This window comes from Streptomyces sp. PTY087I2 (genome assembly GCF_001687325.1).
Taxonomy (GTDB): domain Bacteria; phylum Actinomycetota; class Actinomycetes; order Streptomycetales; family Streptomycetaceae; genus Streptomyces.
Map to the genome: position 1 here is coordinate 89,975 of NZ_LZRD01000012.1, position 22,915 is coordinate 112,889.

Here is a 22,915-nt window from a genome sequence, read left to right on the forward strand (position 1 = left end):
GGTCGACGCTCCTCTCAGTCGGTGCGGGTGAGTCGCAGATACAGGGCGGAGAACGCGCTGAGCAGCAGCAGGAGCATCACGCTGAGGGCGGACGCGCCGCCGAAGTCGTTGTAGAGGAAGGCGTACTTGTAGATCAGGTAGAGCACGGTGACGGTGGAGTTCTCCGGTCCGCCGCCGGTGATGACGAAGGGTTCGGTGAACACCTGCATCGTCGCGATGATCTGAAGGAGCATCAGCATCAGGATGATGAAACGGGTCTGCGGGATCGTGACATGCCGGACGCGCTGCCAGACGGACGCGCCGTCGAGTTCGGCCGCCTCGTACAGCTCGCCCGGGATGCCCTGGAGGGCGGCGAGGTAGATGAGGACGGTGCCGCCCATGTTGGCCCAGGTGGCGACGATGACCAGCGAGACGAGCGCGGTGTCGGCGCCGTTGGTCCAGTTCGACGTCGGCAGGTGGAGGAAGCCGAGCACCTCGTTGGCGAGGCCCGCGCCCGGATCGTAGAACCACTTCCACAGCAGGGCGCTGACGACCGGCGGGATCATCACGGGGAGGTAGACCACGACCCGGAAGAACGCCTTGGCGTGCCGCAGTTCGTTGAGGACGAGCGCCATGACGAAGGGAACGGCGAACCCGATGACCAGGGCGAGCACGGTGAAGGTGAACGTGTTGCGCCAGGCGGCCGTGAACTCCGGGTCCTGGAAGACCCGGGTGAAGTTCGCGGTGCCGACCCACTCGGGGTCGGAGCCGGGGGTGTACTTCTGGAACGCGATGATCACCGACCGGATCGCCGGGTACCAGGAGAACAGGATGAAGCAGAGCAGCCCGCCGATCAGGAACCCGTAGGCGGTGGCCTGGTCGGCGATCTTCCTGCGCAGCGGTTGCCGGGGCCCGCGGCCCGCCGGGCGCGCGTCCCCCGGGGGAGGCGTCGCACCGGCGGACCGCGGTCTCGCGGGCGCCGCGGGGTGGGAGGTGGTCTTCATGGGGTTCAGCCTCGGGCCAGGATTCCGTCGATCTTGGTCTGGGCATCCTTGAGCAGGGCGTCGATGTCCGCGTCCTTCTTCGTCAGGACGGCCGAGACGGCGCCGTCGAGGACCGCGTAGATCTGCTGGCCGTGCTTGGGCTCCAGCTTCATGTCGAGCTGCTGGCCGCCGTCGATGAAGGCCTGGTAGTTCTCGACGGGGACGTTGGCGGAGGCCTTCTTCAGCTCCTGGTCCTTGGCGTCGGTGGCGCCGGTGAACAGGCGCGGCTCGGGCAGGCCGACCGGGGACTTGTCCTCGGCCGCGCGGGCGTAGTTGTTCATGTAGCCCTGGCCGGGGGTGAGGAAGGTCCACTCCAGCCACTTGAGACCGGCCTTGATCTGTTCGGGGGTGGCCTTCTTGTTGAACATGTAGCCGTCGCCGCCCATGAGGGTGCCCTTGCCGCCGGGCATCGGGGCGAAGGCCAGGTCCTCGTACTTGCCGCCGGCCTCCTTGACGATGCGCGGGACGTTGTCGGGGGCGGCCAGGTACATGCCGAGCTTGCCGGAGCCCATCATCTGAAGGGTGTCGTTGATGATGAGGAGCTGCTTGGCGCCCATGGAGTTGTCGCGCCAGCGCATGTCCTTGAGGTTCTGAAGGACGGCCTTGCCCTCGGGGGTGTCGACCGTGGCCTTCTTGCCGTCCTCGCTGACGACCGCGCCGCCCTGGGAGTAGATCGAGGCGGTGAAGTGCCAGCCGCCCTGGTTCTGCGCGCTGTACTCGGCGAAGCCCACGGTTCCGTTGCCGAGCGCGGCGATCTTCTTGGCCGCGGCCTGGACCTCTTCCCAGGTGGTGGGCGGCTTGCTGGGGTCGAGCCCGGCCTTGGTGAAGAGCGGCTTGCTGTAGAGCAGGCCCATGGAGTAGTTGGTGCGCGGGATGCCGTAGATCTTGCCGTCGACGGTGTAGGCGTCGCGCAGGGGCTGGGCTATGTCCTTGTACGCCTTGAGGTCCTTGACGTACTCGGTGATGTCCGCGGCCTGGTTGATGGAGACGACGCGCTCGGTGTCGGTGAAGTACGTGTAGAAGACGTCCTCCATCTGACCGCCGGCGAGCTTCGCGTCGAAGGTCTTGGGGTCCTGGCACGGGAAGGCGTCGTGCGCGACGACGTCGATGCCGGGGTTCTGCTTCTCGAACGTCTTGACGTCCTCGTCGAACCGCTTGTGGTCGATCTTCGCACTCGGCTGGGGCCAGCAGTTGACCGTGATGCGCGTCTTGCCGTCCGCCGCGCTGTCGCCCTCGGAGTTGCAGGCGGCCAGGCCGGTGACGGCCAGTGCGGTGGCGATGGCGGCGGTGCAGGTACGACGAAGAACAGAACTTCTCATCGGTGGACCCCTTTAGGGCAGGAGTGCGGGAAGCCCACAGCCCCGAGCTGTGCGGCGACCCACACTCAACCACCGCCGACGAATGACCGCAAGATGTCGCGCAGGTTTCGTAATTCTTTGACAGTCCCTGTGGGTGGCGCGCCGCGACGGCCGACGGAAGCGGTCGGATCGACTGAGGTTCCGGGGCATACGGAGGGCGCGCGGAGGGTGAGCGGGCGGCGGGCCAGGGGCGCGCGGGCCGATGCCGGCGGGCGGGGCGCTTCGCGGGGGTCGCACCGCACGCGGGCGCGGCGCGGGCGGCACAGACGGCACAGGTGGCACGACGAGCGGGTTTCCGCCCCGCGGCGGCCGGCTGGGAGCGCTCTCCACGCGGTTGCGTGGGCCGCTCACCGAAGCACGGCCGCCGGGGCGATCGCGGCGGGTGGCCGGGGGGGCCGCGGTGGTATCGGGTCCGTTGTCCGGACGTCCGGCCTACCGCGGCCTCACCCACGCCCACCGGCGACGGCTCTTCAGCAAACCATCGCGTCGCGAACGCAAGAATATGGCAATAGTTGCAGGACGTTTATCGTCCCGTGATGGACATGGCCGCCCCGGGGCGGCCGGCGACCGGCGGTTCCCGGCTCGCCGCTAGCGGGCTGCGGCGGCCGTTCGTACAGCGCCGAAGTCGATGGCGCGGTCGGCCTCGCGCAGGACTTCCTCGGCCACGCGGCGCACTTCGGCGGGCACGTCGCCCTGCTCTTCCACGAGGCCGGCGTAGATCGGTGCTTCGGTGCTGTCTGCGGAACTCATACGGTTGCTTTCCCCGTCGGTCTGGTGCGGAATGCCGCCGCGGGTCTGCGGAGGCGGGGGCGAGTGTACGTGGTGGGTGGCGGCGGTCGCGATTCCGTTCCGGCGCGCGGAACCCGCCGCACCTGCTGGAACGGCGCCCGGCACGGCCCCGTTGGCGGCGGGCGAGATATCCGTCACGGTAGGCGGCGGCCCGTACCGAGGTGGTGGACGGGGAAGCCCGCCCGGGCGGCGAGCGCGGTCAGCTCGTCGGCCCGGGCCGCCCGGAGTCCGACCACCGGGTAGCAGTCGGAGTCGATGTCCAGGACGGCCAGGGCCGCGCCGATCTCGCGGTAGTGGCGGCCGCAGGAGTGCAGGAACTCGTCGGTCGGCAGAGCCGTCCCGTCGGCCTCGAAGAGGACCCAGGGGTCCACGGAGGGCCGCGACTCCAGTTTCCGCAGCCGGGCCCGGATCTCCTGCGGGTCCTCCTTCCAGTCGAACTCCGCGAGCAGACCGCGCGCGGCGAGCGCGTCGATGAGCGCGATCCAGGCGAGGTTGTCGACCGGCTCGTCGATGCCCCGCTCGTCCAGCCGGTCCGCGAAGGCGCGCACGTAGTCGTGCGGGCTGTCGTGGGCGCGGAGCACCTCCTCGGCGACGTCGGGGTGCGCCGGGGCGAGCAGGGAGGCGATCTCGGCGAGGGAGGCGCGGATCGGGTCGGCGGTGTGCGGGTGGTCGGGCATGGCGGGTCTCCTCCGCGGCCGGGCGGCCGCCGGGTCATCGGAATCGTCGGGGTGTCGGGTCGTCGGGGTGTCGTCGGCGGGGAGCCGGTCGTGGCTCAGCCGCGGCGGCGCCGGGCCTCGGGCAGGGGGCGATGCCCCTCGGTCCACTCGTTGACCCAGCCGCAGCCCGAGCAGGCGTACCGCCCGTCGAGGCCCGCGATCAACGTGCCGCATCGCGCGCAACCGATGTAAGTGATCTCCGGGTGCTCCGTGGCCGCTTCGGCCGGGGAGCGCCGCTCCGAGCGGGATGAGGCCGTCATGGTCACGCGTCCGTTTCCGCCGCCGTGTCGAGCAGGATCCGGGCGAGCTCGCGCGGCTGCGAGAACATCGGCCAGTGCCCGGTGTCCATCGTGACCAGCCGCCAGCGCTCGCTCGTCAGCAGCTCGGCCACCTCGGGGCTCGGCTCGGGCCAGTCAAGCAGGCACTTGACGTACGTCGCGGGCAGCAGCCCCAGCGGACGTGCCAGGACGGCGGGATCGGTGAGGGTGGCACCGGGGTGGGGTGTCGCGCCGCCGAGGAACCGGGCGATCTGCTCGTCGGTGAGGCCCTGGCCCGCGCAGTCGGCGGCGGTCGGCGGCGGCCAGAAGCCCTCGTTGGCGGCGATGGCGGCCTCCACCCCGGCCCGGCCGTCCGGCCAGCTTGAGACGAACGACTCGCCGTCGGCCGGGACGTTGGAGTCGACGAAGACCACGCGGGCGAGCCGGTCGCCGATCCGCTCGGCCGCCTGCCCGACCGGGATGCCCGCGTAGCTGTGGCCGACGAGCACCACATCGCGCAGGCCGAGACGCTCGACCTCGTCGACGATGTCCTGGACGTGCGTCTCCAGCCCCGCCGCCGTCCCCTGCTTGTCGGCGAGCCCCGACAGAGTCAGCGGGTGGACCCCGTGACCGGCCGCACGCAGGTCGGGCTCCACGTCGCGCCACGCCCACGAACCGAGCCAGGCCCCTGCCACGAGTACGAATTGAGTCATGCCGGCAACGTAGCGCAGGGGTATGACAACGCCCCCGCGCCGCCGTCCCCCGTACCCCCTTCGCCCCTCAGCGCTTCGCCGTCTTCTCGGGGCCGGGCCCGCACCTCCACGCCTTTCGACCGATGCCGCCCGCCGATCGAACGGGATGCATTGTCGGCCGTTTCTGACTGCTTTTCGCTATGAACGGAGGCGGTGGTCCCCGGCGAGGCAGGATGTCCCCCGTGATGGGCAACCTACCCGTCGTGACGACCAGTTTCGTGGGCCGCACCAGCGAACTGGTCAGCATCGAACGGGCACTTCGAGATCACCGGCTGGTCACGCTCACCGGCAGCGGAGGGGTCGGCAAGAGCCGGCTCGCCCTGCGCACCGCCGAGCGTGCCCGAGGCCGGTATGCCGACGGCGTCTGGTGGGCCGACCTGTCCCATCTCCACGACGACCAGCTGCTCGCCACGACGGTCTGCGACGGCGTCGGCCTCCTGGACCACAGCCCGCGCCGGCCGGTGGCCGCGCTCGGTGAATGGCTGTCCGGCAAGCGGCTGCTCCTCGTTCTCGACTGCTGCGAGCGGATCGTCGGCCCCTGCGGCCGGCTCGTCACCGAACTGCTCGACGCGGCCCCGGGGCTGACGGTCCTGGCCACCAGCCGGGAGCCGTTGGGTTCGGCGGGCGAGATGTGCGTCGAGGTGCCCCCGCTGTCCGCGGGGGACGACGGGGACGAGGCCGTCCGGCTCTTCCGCGAGCGCGCGGCCACCGTCGCCCCGGGCCTCTCGCTCGACGATCCCGCGAGCGCGGCCGCCGTCGCCGAGATCTGCCGCCGCCTCGACGGCATACCGCTCGCCGTCGAACTGGCCTGTGCCCAGCTCCGCGAGAGCAGCGCACAGGAGATCACCGGACGGCTGGCCGCCCGGCCGGAGGACCTCACCGACGACACCGTCTGGCCGCGCCGGCACCGGGCCCTGCGCACCACGATCGGCTGGAGCCACGAGCTCTGCGCCCCGCTGGAGCGGCTGCTGTGGGCGCGGCTCTCCGTCTTCCGCGGCGTCATCACGGTCCCGGACGCGGAGGCGGTGTGCGCGGGCGGGCCGCTGGACGCGGAGGCCGTCGCCCCCGCGCTGGAGCGCCTGGCCGACCAGTCCGTGCTTCGGCGGACCGGGGACGGCTACCGGATGCTGGACACGCTGCGCGAGTACGGGGCGATGTGGCTGGCCGAGCTGGCGGAGGACGCGCTCCTCGCCGACCGGCACGCCCGGCACTTCGCCCATGTCGCCGTCCAGGCGTACGCGGGCTGGCTCGGGCCCTCGCAGGTCCTCTGGTACCACCGGATCGCCGACACCCACGCGGATCTGTGCGCGGCCCTGGACCATCTGCTGGCCGAGGACCCGGAGATGGCGATGGAGATGGCCGGGTGCGCCGGTCTCTTCTGGAGCTGCTGCGGCCATCTGCACCAGGCTCGTGCGTATTTGGAACGGGTGCTCGCCCTGCCGCTCTCCGCAGGTCCGCACCGCACCCGGGCGCTCTGGGCCCTGGGGATCACGCTGACGCTCCAGGGTGACCACGAGGCGGCCCGCCGCACCGGCGAGGAGTGCGAGCAGGCGGCCGGCCGCGACGGGGACCCGGAGACGGTGCTCCTCGCGGCCCACTCCGTGAGCTTCACGTATCTGATGATGGGCCGGCCCCACACCGCGTACTCCGTCAGCGACCACGCGCTGGCGAGCCACCCGGGGGATCCGGCGGACGCGCCCTCGCAGCTGCGCTGCCGGGTGATACGCCTGTTCGCCCTGTCGGCGCTCGGCCGGCTCGACGAGGCGTACGAGGAGGCCATGCGGCTCCAGCGGATCAGCCTGCGGTTCGGCGAGCACTGGGCCCGGGCGTACGCCGATCATCAACTCGCCCTCATCCACCTGCTCCAGGGCCGTCCCCGTCATGCGGAGAGCCATGCGCGCGCGATGCTCGCGAGCAAGCACGAGCTGCACGACAGTCTCGGCATAGCGCTCGGTCTCGATCTGCTCGCCGGGGCCATCGCCGCGCAGGGGAACGGGGTGGCCGCGGCCCGGGCGTCCGGCACGGGGCACGCCTACTGGCGCATGATCGGCCACCCGCACCGGGGCACCCCGGAGCTCGGGGCGATCCGCGAGCAGTGGGAGCTGCGCGCCCGGCAGGCCGCGGGCGACTCGGCGTACGAGCGGGCCTACCGGCGCGCCTCGGCCGACGACGCCGAACGCGGCCTGGCCCTCGCGCTGGAGCGCGGGAACCCCGGCTAGGCCGTGAATCGAGGAGACCCCCGGACAGCGTGGGCTTAGCATCCGGGTATGACGTCGATCAGCCGACTCCGGCTTGACCATGCCGAGGCTCTGCTCGCCTTCGAGCGGGAGAACCGGACCTACTTCGCCGCGTCCATCACCGACCGGGGCGACGCCTATTTCGCCGAGTTCGCCGAACGCCATCGTGCCCTGCTCGCCGAGCAGGACGCGGGGCTGCACCACTTGCACCTCATCGAGGACGCCGACGGCGGTGTCCTCGGCCGGATCAACCTCGTCGAGGTGCGCGACGGTTCGGCCGAGCTGGGTTACCGGATAGCGGAGAAGGCCGCGGGGCAGGGACTGGCCACCTGGGCGGTCCAGCAGATCTGTGTGCTGGCGGTCGAGGAGTACGGGCTGACCTCACTGCGCGCCGAGACGACGCTGGACAACACGGGCTCCCGCGCGGTGCTGGCGCGTACGGGGTTCGAGCCGCTGGAGGACGTCATGTTCGGCGACCGCCCCGGGCGACGGTACGTCCTGGACCTGAGCGCGGGCGCTCCCCCGGCCCGCTGACCACCGCCGCCGAAGCACGCGGCGGCGAGAAGCAGGAGAAGGGCGCGGCCCGACGCCAGCCGTGTGGCCGTGCTCGCCCGGATGGTCCACCTCGGGGGCAAGCACCGCCCGGCCGCCCGATGCTGGGGCTCGCGGGAGCGGACCGTACCGCTTCCGCCCGCCCGACGCCGGGACGCGGAAGTGGACCATGCCGCTCCGCCCGCCCGGCGCCCACCGCCCCAGGAGGCACCGTGCCCGCGCGTTCCCTTCCCCGCGCCCCGCTGACAGCCGTCGTCGCCGCCCTCGCCGTCGCCTCGCTCGCCGGGCTGATGAGCGGCCCGGCCCACGCGGGCGGCGGCAGCGGCCCGGACGGGGGCGGCGGCCCGCACGGTCCGACCGACCCCGCGTTGCGGCGCGGGCTCCAGGCGCTCGTGGACACCCCGGGCGGGCCGCCCGGCGCCATCGCCGTCCTCACGGCCGACGGCCGGAGCGAGGTGTACCGGGCGGGTACGTCGCGGCTCGGCACCGGGCGTCCGCCCAGGACCACCGACCACATGCGGATCGCCAGTACGGCGAAGGCCTTCAGCGGCTCGGTCGCCCTACAGCTGACCGAGCGGGGCGCGCTCGGTCTGGACGACACCATCGGCCGGCGGCTGCCCCGGCTGCCCGCCGCCTGGCACCGGGTGACGCTCCGCCAGCTTCTGAACCACACCAGTGGGCTCCCCGACTACATCGAGGATCCGACGTTCCTCGCCGAGCTGACGGCCGATCCCCGCAGGCGCTTCGACTCCCGCCGGCTGCTGGACTACGTCGCCGGGGACCCGCTGCGGTTCCGGCCGGGATCGGCGTACCGCTACTCCGACTCCGACAACATCGCCGTGGCGCTGATGGCCGAGGCGGTGACGGGCCGGCCGTACGAGAAGCTCCTCGCCGAACTCGTGTACCGCCCGCTCGGCCTGCGCGACACCAGCCTCCCGCAGGGCTACCGGCTGCCCCGGCCCTATCTGCACGGCTACGCGGTGGACCCGCCGGAGGCTCCGGAGGACGTCAGCACGGCTCTCAGTGCCTCGGGGGCGTGGGCGTCGGGCGGCATCGTCTCCACGCCCCGGGATCTGGGGGCCTTCATGCGCGGTTACACCGGCGGGCTGGGGATCGGCCCGGCGGTCCGGCGGCAGCAGCTGTCCTTCGTCGCGGGCAGCTCCGAACCCGCCGGTCCCGGGCGGAACAGTGCCGGTCTCGCGGTCTTCTCGTACGCGACGCGCTGCGGCACCGTGTACGGCCACACCGGCAACTTCCCCGGCTACACGCAGCTGGCCGCGGCGACCAAGGACGGCAAGCGATCCCTGACCGTCTCCCTCACCTCCCAGGTGAACAGCACGACGAACCCGAGGCTGCTGGCCACCCTCCGCAAGCTCCAGGAGGACTTCGTCTGCCGGCTGCTCGACCGCCGGAAGCCGGGCGGCGCGTACTAGGAGGGGTGGACCGGGGCACCGTTCATGGGCAGCCCGCCCGGTTCAGCCCCGGAGGGTGGCGAGCCAGTCGGTCAGTAGACGGTTGACCTCGTCGGGGCGCTCCTGCTGGATCCAGTGGCCGCAGCCGTCCAGAAGGTGGGAGGCCGACAGGCCGGGCAGGGTGGTGGGGTAGGCGTCGATGGCGTCGGACATCCAGGTGGTGGAGGCGTCCAGGGCGCCGCCGATGAACAGGGACGGCTGCTCGACCGCGGCTCCGCGGTACGGGGCGAGGTCTTCCCAGTCCCGGTCCATGTTGCGGTAGCGGTTCAGGGCCCCGGTGATTCCCGTACGTTCGAACTCCCCGGCGTAGACGTCGAGATCGCCCTCGCTCAGCCAGGCCGGAAGGACGCCCGTGGGGAAGCGGTCGCGCAGTCGGCCGCCGTCACGGGCGACGAAGTGCGGGTCGGGATCGTTCCCGGCGGGCATGGTGTCGGCGGACAGGGCGGCGTAGAAGCCCGCGAGCCAGCCCCGGACGTCGGGCTCGGTCTCCGCCTCCGCGCGGCCGGGCTCCTGGAAGTAGGAGACGTAGAACTCCTCCTCGGGGCCGCCGATCCGGCCGAAGATGTCGGTGGGGCGGGGGCCTCCGGGCGGCGCGTAGGGGACGCTCAGCAAGGCCACCGCGGTGAAGATCTCGGGGTGGAGCAGGGCGGAGGAGGCGGCGATGTTGGAGCCCCAGTCGTGGCCGACGATCACCGCGCTCTCCTCGCCGAGGGCGCGTACGACGGCGACGTTGTCCGCCACGAGGTCCAGCATCCGGTAGGCGTCGGTCGCGGCCGGCCTGGAGGAACGGCCGTAGCCGCGCACATCGATCGCCACCGCCCGGTAGCCGGCCGCGGCGAGGGCCGGGAGCTGGTGCCGCCAGGAGTACCAGGACTCGGGAAAGCCGTGCACCAGCAGGACCAGCGGGCCGGAGCCCTGCTCGGCCAGGTGCAGGCGTCCGGCCGGTGCCTCGACGGTACGGTGCCGCGGTGCGGCGGACGGTTCGGGCTGCATGGGAGTCTCTCCTCGGCTCGCGGACGGTCGCGGGTACCCGGCGATCATGCGCCGCGGTGCCCGCCCGACGCGATCAGCCTTGCCGTTCCGGCAAATTCGCACGACGAGGTGGCCGGTGCACGAAGGAGGGGCACGCCGGGTGTCCGGCGTACCCCTTAGCGGTCGGGCGGGTGGCGGTCAGTCCTCGTCGGTCTCCTCGCGGACGATGGTGTCGTTCTTGGCGTCCACGTCGAAGGTGGTCTTCTTCCAGTCCGAGCCGACCACGTCGACCTGCCAAATCACGCCGTCGCCGTCGTTGTCGTCGAGGCTGACGGAGGTGACCGTCCCCTTCTGCTTCTCGGTGGCGACCTTGGCCGCCTGCTGCGGGGTCTGGGTGGCCTGGGCGAGCCGATCGGCCGTCTGCTTCTTGTCGTCCGCGCCCTGGTCCGCGTCGGCGCGGGCCTCGATCACCTTGCCGTCGACCGCGTTGATCCGGACGGTGTGGATCGTGCCGTCCTTCTCCGCGACCTTGCCGACCCAGACCGGGCCCTCGGCGCCGGGACTCGCGCTCGGGCTGCCGGTTCCGGTCGGGCTCGGGGAGCCGGTCGGGCTGGGCGATCCCGTCGGGCTGCCGGTCGCGGTCGGGCTGGGGCTCTGGTTGTCGTCGTCCACACCCTCCAGGTCCAGGTCGACGAGCTTGCCCCCGGCGACCTCGCCGGTGGCCGTGGTGGCCGCGTCGTCGAAGGTGACCTTCGTGGCGTCGAGCACCTCCTTGCGTTCCTGCTGGTCCTCGGTCAGCTGGGCGGTGGCCGACGGCGACGTCGTCTGCTTCTGCGGGACGACCTTGGCCGCCTCGGAGGTGGCCGCGCTGCCGGCGCTGTCCGAGCTCTGACCGCATCCGGTCATCAGGAGGGCCGTGGCCGCGGCCAGGGAAAGGGCGCCGACCGCCTTGAGCGTGCGGGAACGGGAGGAGGCACTGTTCATTCGTCGAGGATCGAGTCTCATGCACGCATGACTAGCCCTCCAGGCCTTCCGTCATGTTGTCCTACCGGGCGGAGTCACCCGATCGACCGGGCGGCTCCGCCCGTTGGCCGTCGCTCCCCGGGCGGGGCGCGACGGGGTGCGAAACAATGGCGGCAGGGCCGTATTCTCCGTGCCCGGCCGGGAGGCCGTCATGAATCAGATGGTGCACACCGAGCGTTACGAGCTGATCTTCCAGATGTCCGGTGCCGCGGACGACGTGGTCTCCGTCCGGCTGACCGACCGGCTGGGGGCCGGCGGGTTCCCGGTGTACGAGGACGAGACGGGGATCGTCCGCGCCGAGATCAGCGACCGGGGCGAGGTCCGCATGCTCGCCAGCGGCGGCCACCAGGTCCCCGGCGCTCCCCTGCTGGCCCGCCCCTTGAGCGAGGACGCGCCCGAACCACAGTGACCGGACCCGCCGGGCGGGGCGCGCTGGACACCTGGGCGCGCCCCGCCCGTTCGTGTGCCCGCACCCCGGCAGGAGCCTTCGTCCGTCCGTTCATGCCCACTCTTCGCCCGAATGTGTTTACATTCCCGCACCCCGGACGTAACCTGAGCGTGAAACCACAGACTCAGGCATGAAACGGAAACGAAACCACATGTACGCACCGGAGCGTCAGCAGGAGATCCTCCGCCTCGCCCAGGAGAGCGGCCGGGTCGACGTGCTGTCCCTGGCCGAGGAGTTCCAGGTGACGGCGGAGACCGTCCGACGGGACCTCAAGGCCCTGGACCGGGCGGGGCTGCTGCGCCGGGTGCACGGTGGGGCGATCCCGGTGGGGCGGCTGGACTTCGAGCCCGACCTCGCCGAGCGCGACGCCCTCTCGGCCGACGAGAAGGACCGCATCGCGCAGGCCGCCCTCGCCGAACTGCCCGCCGACGGCAATGTGATCATCGACGCCGGGACCACCACCGCGCGGCTCGCCGCCGCCGTACCGGTCGACGCGGCGCTGACCGTCGTGACGCACGCGCTGCCCGTGGCCGCCCGGCTCGCCGATCACCCGGGTATCGCGCTGCATCTGGTGGGCGGCCGGGTCCGGCACCGTACGCGCGCGGCGGTGGACGCCTGGGCGCTGGGTTCGTACGCCGAGATCAACGCCGACGTGGTCTTCCTCGCCACCAACGGCTTCTGCCCCGACCGCGGCCTCACCACGCCGGACCTCGCGGAGGCCGCGGTGAAGCGGGCCGTGATCAAGGCGGCCCGGCGGGTCGTCCTGCTCGCCGACTCCGGCAAGTTTGGGCAGGAGCACTTCGCCCGCTTCGGCGACCTCACCGATGTGGACCTGCTCATCACCGACACGGGCCTCAGCCCCGACGACGCCCGCTCCATCGAGAGCCGGGGCACGGAAGTAGTACGCGCATGATCCTCACCGTCACCCCCAACCCCAGCCTGGACCGCACCTACGAGCTGCCCGGCCTGACCCGTGGCACCGTCCTGCGCGCCACGGCGGACCGCGTCGACCCGGGCGGCAAGGGCGTCAACGTCTCCCGCGCGGTCGCCGCCGCCGGGCACCGCACCGTCGCCGTCGCCCCGATGGGCGGCCCGGAGGGGGCGCTGCTCACCCGGCTCCTCGGCGATCTGGGCATCGAGGCGGCCGGGGTGCCGATCGCCGGGAACACCCGGATCAACGTCACCCTCGTCGAACCCGACGGCACCCTCACCAAGGTCAACGCGGCGGGCCCGGAGCTGAGTCCGGCCGAGGCGGAGGACGTCCTCGAAGCGGTACGGGTCCGCTCGGCCGCCGCCGACTGGATCGCCTGCTGCGGGAGCCTGCCGCGCGGACTGCCGCCCCGGTGGTACGCGGAGCTGGTCGAGCGGAGCCACCGCGCCGGCGCCCGGATCGCGCTGGACACCTCGGGTGCGGCCCTCACCGCCGCGCTCGCCGAGGAGCCCGACGTGATCAAGCCCAACGCCCAGGAGCTGGCCGAGGCCGTGGGCCGTCCGCTGGCCACGGTGGGCGACGCGCTGAAGGCCGCCGAGGAGCTGCGCGAGCGCGGCGCCCGGTCGGTGCTGGCGAGTCTGGGCGCGGACGGCCAGCTGCTGGCCGAGGCGTCGGGTGCGTACTTCGCGACCGCCCCGGTGGCCGCCGTACGCAGCAATGTCGGCGCCGGGGACGCCTCGCTGGCGGGCTTCCTCGCGGCGGGCGGGCGGGGCCCGGAAGCGCTCGCCTCGGCGGTCGCCCACGGGGCCGCGGCCGTGCAGCTGGCCGGAAGCCTCATGCCCACCCCCGCCGACCTCGATCTGCCGTCGGTCGTGACGACCTCCGACGTACCGCTGGACCGCGCGCTGAGCGAGCCGGCCCCATGACCCCCGCACCGCCCATGCCCCCACGATCCCCGCACCTCCCGTACGGTCCCCACCCGTACGCGAGCTCCGCCCCGTCCCCCCGAGCCGCCGCCCCGGCGGTCCCCGAGCAAGGAGCACCGCGATGAGTGAGCTGATCACCGCGGAACTGGTCGACCTCGATCTGTCCGCCGCAACGAAGGACGCCGCCGCGAGGTCGCTCGCCGAGCGGATGGTGGCCGCGCACCGCGTCACCGATCTCGACGGCTTCCTGGCCGACGTCGCCGCCCGCGAGGCACAGATGCCGACCGGCCTCGACGGCGGCATCGGCATCCCGCACTGCCGCAGCGAGCATGTGAACGCCCCGACGCTGGCCTTCGGGCGCAGCGCGGCGGGCATCGATTTCGGTGCGGCCGACGGTCCCGCCGACCTGATCTTCCTCATCGCCGCCCCGGCCGGGGCGGACGACGATCACCTCACCATCCTGTCGGGGCTGGCCCGCAGGCTGATGGACCCGGAGTTCACCGCCGCGCTGCGCGCCGGGACGGACCCGGCGGCGGTGGCCGCGCTGATCCGGGGCGAGGAGGCGGCGGAGGAACCCGCACCGGAAGAGGATGAAGCCGCCGCGGCGCCCGGGTCCGCGCCCTTCCGCATCGTCGCCGTCACCTCCTGCCCCACCGGCATCGCCCACACCTACATGGCCGCCGAGTCCCTGGCCGCGGCGGGCCGCGCCGAAGGCGTCGAGGTGACGGTGGAGACCCAGGGCTCGGGCGGTTTCACCAAGCTGGACCCCGGGGTCATCGCGGCGGCGGACGCCGTGATCTGGGCGCATGACGTGGAGGTCCGGGAGAAGACCCGCTTCCGCGGCAAGCCGCTGGTCGACGTCGGCGTGAAGGCGGGCATCAACCGGCCCGCCGAGCTGATCGCCGAGGCGCGCCGCAAGGCGGAGCGCGGAGAGATCGCCGCCGTGTCCGAGGCCGACGGCGGCAGCGGTTCCGGCGACGGTGACGGGGACGGATCCGGCGCGGACCGCGCGCACTTCGGCGTCCGGCTCCGCACGTATCTGATGTCCGGCGTGAGCTACATGGTTCCGTTCGTCGCGGCGGGCGGTCTGCTGATCGCCCTGTCGTTCGCCATCGGCGGCTACGAGATAGCGAGCGCCAAGTCGGTCGCCGACCACTTCGTGTGGGGCGAGACGGACAGCTGGGCGGCGCTGCTCAACCAGATCGGTTCGGCGGCCTTCGCGTTCCTGGTGCCGGTGCTGGCCGGGTACATCGCGTACGGGATGGCGGACCGGCCCGCGCTGGTGCCGGGCTTCGTCGGCGGGTCCATCGCGCTCACGGTGAACGCCGGGTTCCTCGGCGGTCTGGTCGCCGGTCTGCTGGCCGGTGCGGTGGTGATGGCGATCCAGCGGGTCCCGGTCCATGCGACGTTGCGCGGCATCATGCCGGTGCTGGTGATCCCGTTGATCGCGTCGGCGGTCGTGGGCTTCCTGATGTTCATCGTGGTCGGCAAGCCCATCGCCTCGTTGCAGAACGCGCTGACGGACTGGCTGAACGGCCTGTCGGGCTCCAACGCGGTGATCCTCGGCGTCGTCCTCGGGCTGATGATGTGCTTCGACATGGGCGGCCCGCTGAACAAGGTGGCGTACGCCTTCGCGGTCGGCGGTCTCGCCGATCCGACCGACGGCAGCCTGAAGGTGATGGCCGCGGTCATGGCGGCCGGGATGGTCCCGCCGCTGGCGATGGCGCTCGCCACCACCGTACGCAAGAAGCTGTTCACGAAGACCGAGCGGGAGAACGGCCGGGCGGCCTGGGTGTTGGGCGCCTCGTTCATCACCGAGGGCGCGATCCCGTTCGCGGCCGCCGATCCGCTGCGGGTCATCCCGTCGGTGATGGCGGGCGGCGCGGTCACCGGGGCGCTGTCGATGGCCTTCGGCGCGACGCTGCGCGCTCCGCACGGCGGCGTCTTCGTCGTCCCGCTGATCGGTGAGCCGTTCCTCTACCTGCTCGCCATCGCCGCCGGAACGCTGGTGGCGACCGCGCTCGTCGTCCTGCTCAAGGGCGCACGCCGGGCGGCGCCGGACACGGCCGGGGAGACGGGAGCCACGGGCTCCGACGACTCCCGGGTCCCGGTCGCCGCCTGAACACCTCACCGCCCCGCACACACGGCTTCCGCAGTCCCTCACCCAGGAGTGATCCATGCACCAGCAGACCGTCGTCATAGGCTCCCGCAGCGGGCTCCACGCCCGTCCGGCGTCGCTGTTCGTCAAGGCCGCCGCCCGTCAGCCGGTCAAGGTGACCATCGCCCGCGAGGGCCGCGACCCGGTCGACGCCCGCAGCATGCTCGCGGTGCTGGCCCTGGCGGCGCCGTACGGGGAGGCCGTGGTCCTCAGCGCCGAGGGCGACGGGGCGCGGGCGGCGGTCGAGGAGCTGGCGGAGCTGCTGGCCCAGGATCTCGACTCCGCCGCCTGATCGAGAGGACACCCCCTAGGTTGGGGGCGTGACCGAACACTGGAACGCCACCGACCCCGGCGTCCTCGCCCTGCCCTCCGGGCGGCTGGTCCGGGGCCGGGGGCTGCGCAAGCCGCTCCCCCCGGGCCCCGAACCGGACTTCGCCGTGTACCTCCTGGGCCGCACCCCGCCCCCGGTCCGCTGGGAGTCGCGGTGGCTGCGGTGGCCGGACTTCCGGCTCCCGGCGGACCGGGAGGAGGCGCGGGTCCTGCTCCGGGAGGTGTGGGAGCGGGCGGCCGACGAGCGGGTCGAGGTGGCCTGCGGTGGCGGGATGGGCCGGACCGGGACGGCGCTGGCCGTTCTGGCCGTCCTGGACGGGGTGCCCGCCGAGGAGGCGGTGGCGTTCGTCCGGGCCGGCTACCACCCGCGGGCGGTGGAAACGCCCTGGCAGCGCCGGTACGTACGGAACTTCGCGCCCCGCTGAGTATCAGGGCTTGTCGGGCACGTTCTTGAAGGTGTCGGGCACCGGCAGGGTGGCCCAGCGGCCGATCGGCCAGGCGACGACGACGGCCCGGCCGACGACCTCGTCGACCGGGACCATCCCCTTGTTGGGGTCGTCCTGGTGGTAGCGGGAGTCGGCGGATTCCTGGCGGTGGTCCCCCATGACCCAGACTTTGCCCTCGGGCACGGTGACCTTGAACCGGCCGCCGTCCTCGTCGTTGCTGCACGGGGTGTTGCCGGGGAAGACGTACGGCTCGTCCAGGGCGGTGCCGTTGACCTTCACGGGCCCGTCGCCCGCGCACTCGACGGTGTCGCCGCCGACGCCGATGACCCGCTTGATGAGGTCCTTCTCCTCGGCGGAGGGCATGACGCCGATGAAGCTCAGCACCTTCTGCACGGTGTTGGGTTCGTCCACGGGCATGCCCGCGAGCCAGTCGCCCGGGTCGTGGAAGACGATCACCTCGCCGCGTTCGGGCTCCGAGCCGAACCAGGGGGTCAGCTTGTCGACCAGCACCCTGTCGCCCTGCTGGAGGGTGTTCTGCATCGAGTCCGAGGGGATGGAGAAGGCCTGCACAAGGAACGTCTTGATGAGCAGGGCCAGCACCAGGGCCATGACGATCAGGAGCGGCAGCTCCACCCAGAACGGCCGCTTCTTCCGTGTACTCGACCGCCGCGCTCCCGCACGCCCCATGTCACCGCTCCTCGCCCCGTGAACCGCCTGTGCCCGTCCCTCGGGGGACGGGTCGGTGATCCACTCTATGGGGCGTGGGGCGCGATGACGGTCGCTATGCGGGTTCCGCGCCGACCGGCGGGACTCTCGCGCCCTCGCCGGCGCGCACGGCTTCGACGACGCTCTGGTGGAAGGTGCGGCTCTCCTCCTCGGAGGGGCAGGGCACGGGGCTGCCCACGAGGGTGAACCAGTCGGAGGAGCCGCTGTACTGCACGGCCACCGACGCCTGTCCGTCGAACCACGTCGTGTGCACGGTGAGATCGCCGCTCAGAATGCCCGCTTCTTCGGTGCGCACTCCGCCGGTGCCCGTGTAGACCCCGCTGGTCGTCCAGGATGCCCAGCTCATGATGGTCACCTTTCGGACGATGACACTGCTTGTCCGGCCGATTTCCTTCGAGTATGGCACCGCGGATGGGACTGTGCACCGGTCTGTGCGCGCCGGTCCACGGGCCCCGGTCTCAGGCCCTCTCCAGCACTCCACGGACGTACGCGGCCTGGCCCGCGTGCTGGAGATCCTCGGCGACGACGCTGATCAGCCGGACACCCAACGTCACCGGGGGCGACCAGCCCTCGTCGACGATCCGGTCGAGGGCGTGGCCCTCCAGCCCCGCGACGAAGTCGAGCGTCCGCTCCTGTACGGCGTCGAAGTAGCCGAGGAGAGGCTCGGCGGAGTCCACGCGGACGGCGGCGACCTCGTCGCGGCTGTGCCCGTAGCCGGTGTCCGTGGCGTCGAAGGGGAGCCCGAAGCGGTCGGCCCAGTCTTCGGTGAGCCAGATCTGTGCCGTGCCGGAGGCGTCGGCGATGTGGTCGTCCTGGACCCGGGTGAGGTGCCAGACGAGCCAGGAGATGGAGTTGGCCCCCTCGTCGATCCGGGCGTTGAGGTCGTCGGGCGACAGCCCCTCGACCGCCGCGTGGACGGCCTCCCCGATCCGGTCGAACGCTTCGGCCAGCATGCCTGCGGTGTTCATCCGCCCACTGTCGCCCACCGGGCGCCGGGGGCCCGGGGTGCGACACACCGCCGTACGATCGGCTCATGGTGCAGAGCAGCGCGCAGGATGTCGATCAGTATCTCGCCGAGGCCCCGGAGGCCCGCCGGGAGGCCCTCACGAGGCTGCGCGCGCTGTGCCGCGAGGAGCTGACGGGGTTCCGCGAGGTGATGGCGTACGGCATGCCCGCCTATGAGCGGGAGGGGCCGGGGACGGGCGAGATCGCCTTCGCCGACCAGAAGCGGTACATCTCGTTCTATCTGCTGCGCACGGATGTCCGCGACGCGTTCGCGGACCGGCTGGCCTCGCACGACATGGGCAAGGGCTGTCTGCGGTTCCGCAACCCGCAGAAGATCGACTTCGTGCTTGTACGTGACCTTCTGCGGGCGACGGCGGCGACCCCCGGCACGCCCTGCTGACCGGGATTCCCTCGCGCGCGGCGGCTCAGACGAGCAGGCTCAGCAGGTGGGCGCAGGCGGTGGCCTCGTCCGGGTGGCGGGCGATGACTTCGTACGTTCCGCGCTCGTACGCCCCGGTCTCCCAGCCGGCGTCCCCACCCCGCCGGACGAAGAGGAAGTCCGGTGGGGTGGGGACGGGCTCGTGGACGCCCTCGATGCGGTAGTAGCCGCCGGGGATCCGTGCTTCGACGAGTGCGGCGTGCAGGGCCCGGCGGTCCATACCGGGTTACGCGCCCGCGGGCGTCAGGTAGGCGTTGTCCAGCAGCCACTTCACATTGAGCCGCTGCCCCTCGCCCGGGTCGAGGAACACGGCGTCGAGCTTGATCTGCTGGCCGCCGCCGGGCTGCTCGAACCACGGGGCGATCGAGCCCTGCCAGACCCAGAAGGGCTTGGCGACCTTGTAGACGCGGTAGTCGCACGGGGTGTCCGCGTCACGGGTGTTGAGGTTCTGCGGGGGTAGGGCGCGCTCGGCGTAGGCGTCGCCGGCGGGGGCCAGGTAGCCGCCGAACTCCGAGCCGAAGCGGTCCAGGCGCTGGCCGGTGCGCAGCTTGACGGGCTCCTTGTCGATCTCGCCGTTCACCTCGGCGAAGCCGTCGTTGGGCGGGTACTTCCAGCTGCCGGTGTCCGCGGGCCCTTCCCAGTACTTCTTCAGGAAGTCCTTCGGGGTGAGGTCGCCGGTGCGCTGGTAGCCGTTGAGGAGCGGGCCGACCGGGGCGAGCCGCTTGTTCGGCAGCCACTTGGGGCCGAGGCGGGCGTCGCCGCGGAACTCTCCGGTGCACTGTTCGTGGCGTTCGGCGGCGGGCGTGGGCCTCTCGGGCCCCGGTGCGGCGCTCGCCGTCGGGGCGGTGATCAGTCCGGCGGTGATGCCGAGCGCGGCGAGTACGGTACGCATACGGTTCATTCAGGAGTCCCCTTGAGCACTGATGATCCATCAGACAGCTGACGTAGGGTAACCGCTCGGATACTCCAGGGTTTCGCGCCATGCCGCTTTCCGGCCAGTCGGAACAGCACCGCGCCCCGGTCGCGGCGGTGCGCGTCCGGGGCGTGGTGGCCGGCCGGGTGTGCACCCCCGGCCGATGTGTCCGCTAGCTGACGTTGACGTCGATGCAGGCGTAGAAGGCGTTCGCGGTGTCCGCGATGTTCCAGACGGCCAGGACCTTCTGCTGACCGGTCTTGTCGCCGAAGTCGACCTGGTGGGTCACGGTCGCGCCGGGCTGCGCGCCGCCGTCGTCGAATTCGGCGATCTTCTCGCCGCCCACGAAGTACTGCCAGGTGCTGGTCGAGTGGCGTGCGGTGAGCTTCCACTCGAACTGCTGGGAACGGTTCACCGGGGTGACGGCCCAGCCCTTGGAGTCGTCGTCCAGCTCGGCGAAGCCGCTGTTGCCGCCGCTGCAACTGGTGAGCCCCTTGGGGCCCTCGACGCTCTGCGGTTCGTACGTGATCGCACCGCAGCTGACGGTTCCGGCGGCGCACTGGGCCTGCCGGCTCGGCGGGTTGGAGATGTAGCCGTGGGCACTGGCGGAGCTTGCCGGGAGGCTCAGGGCGAGGACCGGGGCGAGCATGGCGCCGACGGCGAGTGCGGTCTTCCTTTTCGCGTGCATGCTTCTCCTTCACTTGAGACCGCACCGCGCGGTGGCGGACCGTGGGGGGTCCGGCTTCGGCGGCGAGGCCTCGCGAGTGTGGGGCCAAGAGGCGCGAAGGGCTGCAAGTCCCTTGCCGGACAAGCCTCATGACAGATGTCCGGAAAGGCCTTGCACTTGGACTAGACCATACCGACCGACGCGTTCACGTCAAGGGCGGCCGCCCGGGTGAAGCGATCACTCCTGGTCGTCGCCGTAGCGGACCGTGACGCGTTCGAAGCCGAGGGAGCCGAGCAGCCCCTTGAGCATGTCGGCGGTGTTCTTCTCCGCCCGGGCGGTCAGTTCGCTCTCCTTCGCGGCTTCCGAGATGTGCTGGGCGGCGAGCTTGTTGACCGCCTGCTCGCTGCCGGGGTTGTCGGAGAAGAGGTCGCCGAGACGGTCGAGGAGACCGCGCTGTTTGGACACCGCGTAGGAGCGGTCGGGGTCGAGCGCGGGTTCGCCCAGCACGGCCCGGGGGAGGCGCAGTTCGGCCGTGGTGCGGTCCTCGTTGACCACGACGCCGCCCTCGGTGACCTTGCCCAGGTCGACGGAGGCGTCGACCGTGCCCGCGCCGACGAACAGGGTGCGGGTGCCGCGCAGGGCGTCGGGGACGAACTTCGTGTCCTTCTCCAGGTCGACGACGACCTGGAAGTTGCCCGAGGCGGCCTCGTACGAGCTCATGTCCTGGATGGACTTGAGCACGGCGGGGCCCGACCGGTCGTGGGTCTCCTCGCCGAAGAGGTCGCCGAGTCCCGGCAGCAGGCTGAGCCGGCTGCCGGCGAACAGCAGAGCGAGCGCGGCCGCGCCGATGCCGAGGACTTTCAGCCATCCCCGCGAGGGGCGGGCGGTGTGCTTTCGGTCGCCGTGCGGCGCGGGCTCTGTGGTTACGTCGCTGGACGTCATGGTATGCGTGTGACCGCATCCGGCGCTTTCAGTCCGCCTCCCACCGCCGCTCGCTTGAACTCCCGTACAAAATAGGCCTGTTCCGGTACGGACGGGCAGACACCCAGAGGGTCCCGGGGGCCGTTCAGCGCGGCGGGGCCGCCACCCGTACGCGGTCGCTGTCACCGCCGGAGAGGAACGCGGCGAGTCCCCTCCCCTGGTCGGCGACGGCGGTCCGGTCGGCCCGGGAGAGGGCGCGCAGGGGTTCCACCGTGACGACGTCATCGACGACGGTCCAGGTGGCGGCGACACGGCCGTCGACCAGGACAACGCGCTCACCGGCGACCGAAAGGCCCCGGTGGGCGTCGTCGATGATCCGGCCGCGGTCCTGGTAGCCGAGGATCGCGTTGTCGAAGGCGGGCAGGAACCGCACCGGGGCGGGGGTGTCCGGGTCCGGGCGCGGCGCGTCGGGCAGGTCGAGCAGTTCCCGCCCCCGTACGTCGCGGAAACTGACCAGTTCGTCGCGTACGGCGGCCACCGCGCCGGGCAGCCCGGCCAGGCCGGACCAGGCACGCAGGTCGGCCGTGGCGGCGGGCCCGTACGCGGCCAGATAGCGCCTCACCAGCACCTGGCCGACCGGGTCGGCGTCCTCGGGGGCGGGCGGATCGACCGGGCGGCCCAGCCAGGAGGACAGCGCGACGTTGCGCACTCCGCCCTTGGTGCGCCACAGCCCCCGGGGCGGCGCCTGCGCCATCGGGACGAGGGCGGCGACCACCATCTCGCCCAGGGGGCGCGGCCCAGGCCCGGGCCGGCGCCCGGCGAGCGCCCGCACGATCTCGGCCGCGGTGCGGGGCTCACCGTCCGCCATCAACTCCCGCGCGTCTGCCGTGAGTTCTTCCAGGTCGACCCCTTTGAGCTCGTCGCGGTAGACGCCGAGGACCCGTTGGCGCAGCATCGCGTCGTGGCGGGACCGCCAGGCGAGGACGTCCTCGGCGGTGACGAGGTGGACCGTGCGGCGCATCAGGTGGGTGCGCACCACGCTCCGCCGGGTCAGCAGGTCCGAGAGAACGGCCGGATCGAAGGCCGTCAGCCGGGACCAGAGCCCGACGAAGGGCTCCTGCGGCTCCTGCGCCTGGAGACCGCAGAGGTGGGCCACCGCGTCGACGACCGGCAGATCCGCCCGCTCCAGCAGCAACTGGCGTGCGAGAGTGGCGCGGTTGAGCGCCCGGTGGTCGAGGACGGTCACGTCGCCGTCCGCCCGTCGAGCGTCTCGCGCAGGATGTCCGCGTGCCCGGCGTGCTGGGCGGTCTCGGCGATGACGTGGGTCAGCACCCGCCGTGCGCTCCACTCGCCGCCGGGTTCGTTCCAGGGCGCCTCGGGGAGCGGGTGCGAGGCCGAGAGGTCGGGGACCGTGAGGATGGTCTTCTCGCTGCGGGCGGCGACCTGCTCGTACGCCTGGAGGATGCCGGTCACCGTCTCCCCGGGCAGCATCCGGAACTCGCTCTCCCGGTCGGTCATCCACTTCGGGAACTCGCGTGCGGTCCCGGCCATGAGGTCGTCCCAGGTGACGCCGTCGGGCAGGTCGAAGGACATCGCCGAGGGGCCCTCCGTCACGAAGTTCAGCCAGCCCTCCTCCATGGCCGTGACGTGCTTGACGAGGCCGCCCAGGCACAGCGCGCTGGCCGTCGGACTCTGGCCGGCCTGCTCGTCGGTGAGGTCGCGTACCGACGCGGTCAGAGCGGCTCGCGCCTCGGCGAGTGCGGCGAGCAGGTCGATGCGCTCGGCGTCGGGGGACGGAGACACGGAGGAGGAGGTCATGGCGATCGGGTCCTTCCGGAGTTCTTCTCGTGCGGTA

27 protein-coding genes are annotated in these 22,915 nt (G+C 72.1%); 10 read left to right on the plus strand and 17 right to left on the minus strand.

Annotation, left to right across the window (positions count from 1 at the left end; genetic code table 11):
* Positions 1-14: 14 nt before the first annotated feature.
* From A3Q37_RS15355 to A3Q37_RS15375, 6 genes are all read right to left on the minus strand, one after another.
* The gene (locus A3Q37_RS15355) at positions 15-983 is read right to left on the minus strand and encodes a carbohydrate ABC transporter permease (RefSeq protein WP_065484380.1); all 969 of its coding nucleotides are present in this window, start codon (positions 981-983) and stop codon (positions 15-17) included.
* A 5-nt stretch (positions 984-988) separates the two neighbouring features.
* Positions 989-2,341 (minus strand): ABC transporter substrate-binding protein, encoded by a 1,353-nt coding sequence (locus tag A3Q37_RS15360; RefSeq protein ID WP_065484383.1) that lies wholly within the window; start codon positions 2,339-2,341, stop codon positions 989-991.
* A 627-nt stretch (positions 2,342-2,968) separates the two neighbouring features.
* A complete protein-coding gene (locus A3Q37_RS37245) occupies positions 2,969-3,130 on the minus strand; it encodes a hypothetical protein (RefSeq protein ID WP_164494013.1) in 162 nt (53 codons plus the stop codon).
* 173 nt (positions 3,131-3,303) lie between these two features.
* Positions 3,304-3,846 carry a DUF6630 family protein gene (locus A3Q37_RS15365; RefSeq protein ID WP_065484386.1) on the minus strand — a complete coding sequence of 181 codons (543 nt, stop codon included), beginning with the start codon at positions 3,844-3,846 and terminating at the stop codon, positions 3,304-3,306.
* A 95-nt stretch (positions 3,847-3,941) separates the two neighbouring features.
* A complete protein-coding gene (locus tag A3Q37_RS15370; RefSeq protein WP_065484389.1) occupies positions 3,942-4,145 on the minus strand; it encodes a hypothetical protein in 204 nt (67 codons plus the stop codon).
* Between the two features lie 2 nt (positions 4,146-4,147).
* Positions 4,148-4,855, minus strand: a complete 708-nt coding sequence (locus A3Q37_RS15375; protein ID WP_065484399.1) for an alpha/beta fold hydrolase — start codon at positions 4,853-4,855, stop codon at positions 4,148-4,150.
* Positions 4,856-5,079: 224 nt separating this feature from the next.
* Here A3Q37_RS15375 and A3Q37_RS15380 point away from each other — a divergent pair, with 224 nt between their 5' ends.
* From A3Q37_RS15380 to A3Q37_RS15390, 3 genes are all read left to right on the plus strand, one after another.
* Positions 5,080-7,113, plus strand: coding sequence for a regulator (locus A3Q37_RS15380; protein ID WP_065484411.1), 2,034 nt, complete (start codon positions 5,080-5,082; stop codon positions 7,111-7,113).
* Positions 7,114-7,161: 48 nt separating this feature from the next.
* Positions 7,162-7,665, plus strand: coding sequence for a GNAT family N-acetyltransferase (locus tag A3Q37_RS15385; protein WP_065484420.1), 504 nt, complete (start codon positions 7,162-7,164; stop codon positions 7,663-7,665).
* 119 nt (positions 7,666-7,784) lie between these two features.
* Entirely contained in the window at positions 7,785-9,116 is a 1,332-nt protein-coding gene (locus A3Q37_RS15390) for a serine hydrolase (RefSeq protein ID WP_079137812.1), read from the plus strand.
* Between the two features lie 42 nt (positions 9,117-9,158).
* On the opposite strand, the gene A3Q37_RS15395 is transcribed toward A3Q37_RS15390, so the two are convergent.
* Both A3Q37_RS15395 and A3Q37_RS15400 read right to left on the minus strand, forming a co-directional pair.
* The gene (locus A3Q37_RS15395; protein ID WP_065484429.1) at positions 9,159-10,148 is read right to left on the minus strand and encodes an alpha/beta fold hydrolase; all 990 of its coding nucleotides are present in this window, start codon (positions 10,146-10,148) and stop codon (positions 9,159-9,161) included.
* Positions 10,149-10,325: 177 nt separating this feature from the next.
* Positions 10,326-11,111: a PepSY domain-containing protein gene (locus A3Q37_RS15400; RefSeq protein ID WP_079137813.1), complete on the minus strand. Its 786-nt coding sequence runs from the start codon at positions 11,109-11,111 to the stop codon at positions 10,326-10,328.
* Positions 11,112-11,310: 199 nt separating this feature from the next.
* On the opposite strand from A3Q37_RS15400, the gene A3Q37_RS15405 reads away from it, so the two are divergent.
* From A3Q37_RS15405 to A3Q37_RS15430, 6 genes are all read left to right on the plus strand, one after another.
* The gene (locus tag A3Q37_RS15405) at positions 11,311-11,559 is read left to right on the plus strand and encodes a DUF6296 family protein (protein ID WP_065484862.1); all 249 of its coding nucleotides are present in this window, start codon (positions 11,311-11,313) and stop codon (positions 11,557-11,559) included.
* 190 nt (positions 11,560-11,749) lie between these two features.
* Positions 11,750-12,511 carry a DeoR/GlpR family DNA-binding transcription regulator gene (locus A3Q37_RS15410; protein WP_065484435.1) on the plus strand — a complete coding sequence of 254 codons (762 nt, stop codon included), beginning with the start codon at positions 11,750-11,752 and terminating at the stop codon, positions 12,509-12,511.
* Positions 12,508-13,455 carry a 1-phosphofructokinase gene (pfkB, locus tag A3Q37_RS15415; protein ID WP_065484438.1) on the plus strand — a complete coding sequence of 316 codons (948 nt, stop codon included), beginning with the start codon at positions 12,508-12,510 and terminating at the stop codon, positions 13,453-13,455. Before A3Q37_RS15410 ends, pfkB begins: the two co-directional genes overlap by 4 nt.
* A 121-nt stretch (positions 13,456-13,576) precedes the next feature.
* Positions 13,577-15,577: a fructose-specific PTS transporter subunit EIIC gene (locus A3Q37_RS15420; RefSeq protein WP_065484442.1), complete on the plus strand. Its 2,001-nt coding sequence runs from the start codon at positions 13,577-13,579 to the stop codon at positions 15,575-15,577.
* Between the two features lie 55 nt (positions 15,578-15,632).
* The gene (locus A3Q37_RS15425) at positions 15,633-15,905 is read left to right on the plus strand and encodes an HPr family phosphocarrier protein (protein WP_065484444.1); all 273 of its coding nucleotides are present in this window, start codon (positions 15,633-15,635) and stop codon (positions 15,903-15,905) included.
* 28 nt (positions 15,906-15,933) lie between these two features.
* Positions 15,934-16,368: a protein-tyrosine phosphatase family protein gene (locus tag A3Q37_RS15430; RefSeq protein WP_065484446.1), complete on the plus strand. Its 435-nt coding sequence runs from the start codon at positions 15,934-15,936 to the stop codon at positions 16,366-16,368.
* A gap of 3 nt (positions 16,369-16,371) precedes the next feature.
* Here A3Q37_RS15430 and lepB read toward each other — a convergent pair whose 3' ends face one another.
* From lepB to A3Q37_RS15445, 3 genes are all read right to left on the minus strand, one after another.
* Positions 16,372-17,076 carry a signal peptidase I gene (gene lepB, locus A3Q37_RS15435; RefSeq protein WP_065484448.1) on the minus strand — a complete coding sequence of 235 codons (705 nt, stop codon included), beginning with the start codon at positions 17,074-17,076 and terminating at the stop codon, positions 16,372-16,374.
* A 94-nt stretch (positions 17,077-17,170) separates the two neighbouring features.
* Positions 17,171-17,461, minus strand: coding sequence for a hypothetical protein (locus tag A3Q37_RS15440; RefSeq protein WP_030719604.1), 291 nt, complete (start codon positions 17,459-17,461; stop codon positions 17,171-17,173).
* Positions 17,462-17,573: 112 nt separating this feature from the next.
* On the minus strand, positions 17,574-18,083 hold the full coding sequence (locus tag A3Q37_RS15445; RefSeq protein ID WP_065484450.1) for a mycothiol transferase: 510 nt from the start codon (positions 18,081-18,083) through the stop codon (positions 17,574-17,576).
* A 65-nt stretch (positions 18,084-18,148) separates the two neighbouring features.
* Between A3Q37_RS15445 and A3Q37_RS15450 the strand changes: the two genes are divergently transcribed.
* The gene (locus A3Q37_RS15450) at positions 18,149-18,520 is read left to right on the plus strand and encodes an iron chaperone (RefSeq protein WP_065484457.1); all 372 of its coding nucleotides are present in this window, start codon (positions 18,149-18,151) and stop codon (positions 18,518-18,520) included.
* 25 nt (positions 18,521-18,545) lie between these two features.
* Here A3Q37_RS15450 and A3Q37_RS15455 read toward each other — a convergent pair whose 3' ends face one another.
* The 6 genes from A3Q37_RS15455 to A3Q37_RS15480 all read right to left on the minus strand — a co-directional run bounded on the left by A3Q37_RS15455 (position 18,546) and on the right by A3Q37_RS15480 (position 22,878).
* Positions 18,546-18,779, minus strand: coding sequence for a hypothetical protein (locus A3Q37_RS15455; RefSeq protein WP_065484463.1), 234 nt, complete (start codon positions 18,777-18,779; stop codon positions 18,546-18,548).
* Positions 18,780-18,785: 6 nt separating this feature from the next.
* Positions 18,786-19,460, minus strand: coding sequence for a TNT domain-containing protein (locus A3Q37_RS15460; RefSeq protein ID WP_065484472.1), 675 nt, complete (start codon positions 19,458-19,460; stop codon positions 18,786-18,788).
* A 184-nt stretch (positions 19,461-19,644) separates the two neighbouring features.
* Positions 19,645-20,160 carry a lytic polysaccharide monooxygenase auxiliary activity family 9 protein gene (locus A3Q37_RS15465; RefSeq protein WP_065484478.1) on the minus strand — a complete coding sequence of 172 codons (516 nt, stop codon included), beginning with the start codon at positions 20,158-20,160 and terminating at the stop codon, positions 19,645-19,647.
* Positions 20,161-20,376: 216 nt separating this feature from the next.
* The gene (locus tag A3Q37_RS15470) at positions 20,377-21,081 is read right to left on the minus strand and encodes a DUF4230 domain-containing protein (protein WP_065484487.1); all 705 of its coding nucleotides are present in this window, start codon (positions 21,079-21,081) and stop codon (positions 20,377-20,379) included.
* A 124-nt stretch (positions 21,082-21,205) separates the two neighbouring features.
* Complete coding sequence (locus A3Q37_RS15475; protein ID WP_065484497.1) at positions 21,206-22,306, minus strand: winged helix DNA-binding domain-containing protein; 1,101 nt, start codon at positions 22,304-22,306, stop codon at positions 21,206-21,208.
* Entirely contained in the window at positions 22,303-22,878 is a 576-nt protein-coding gene (locus tag A3Q37_RS15480; RefSeq protein ID WP_065484500.1) for a DinB family protein, read from the minus strand. The genes A3Q37_RS15475 and A3Q37_RS15480 overlap by 4 nt, the downstream gene beginning before the upstream one ends.
* Between the last annotated feature and the right edge of the window lie 37 nt (positions 22,879-22,915).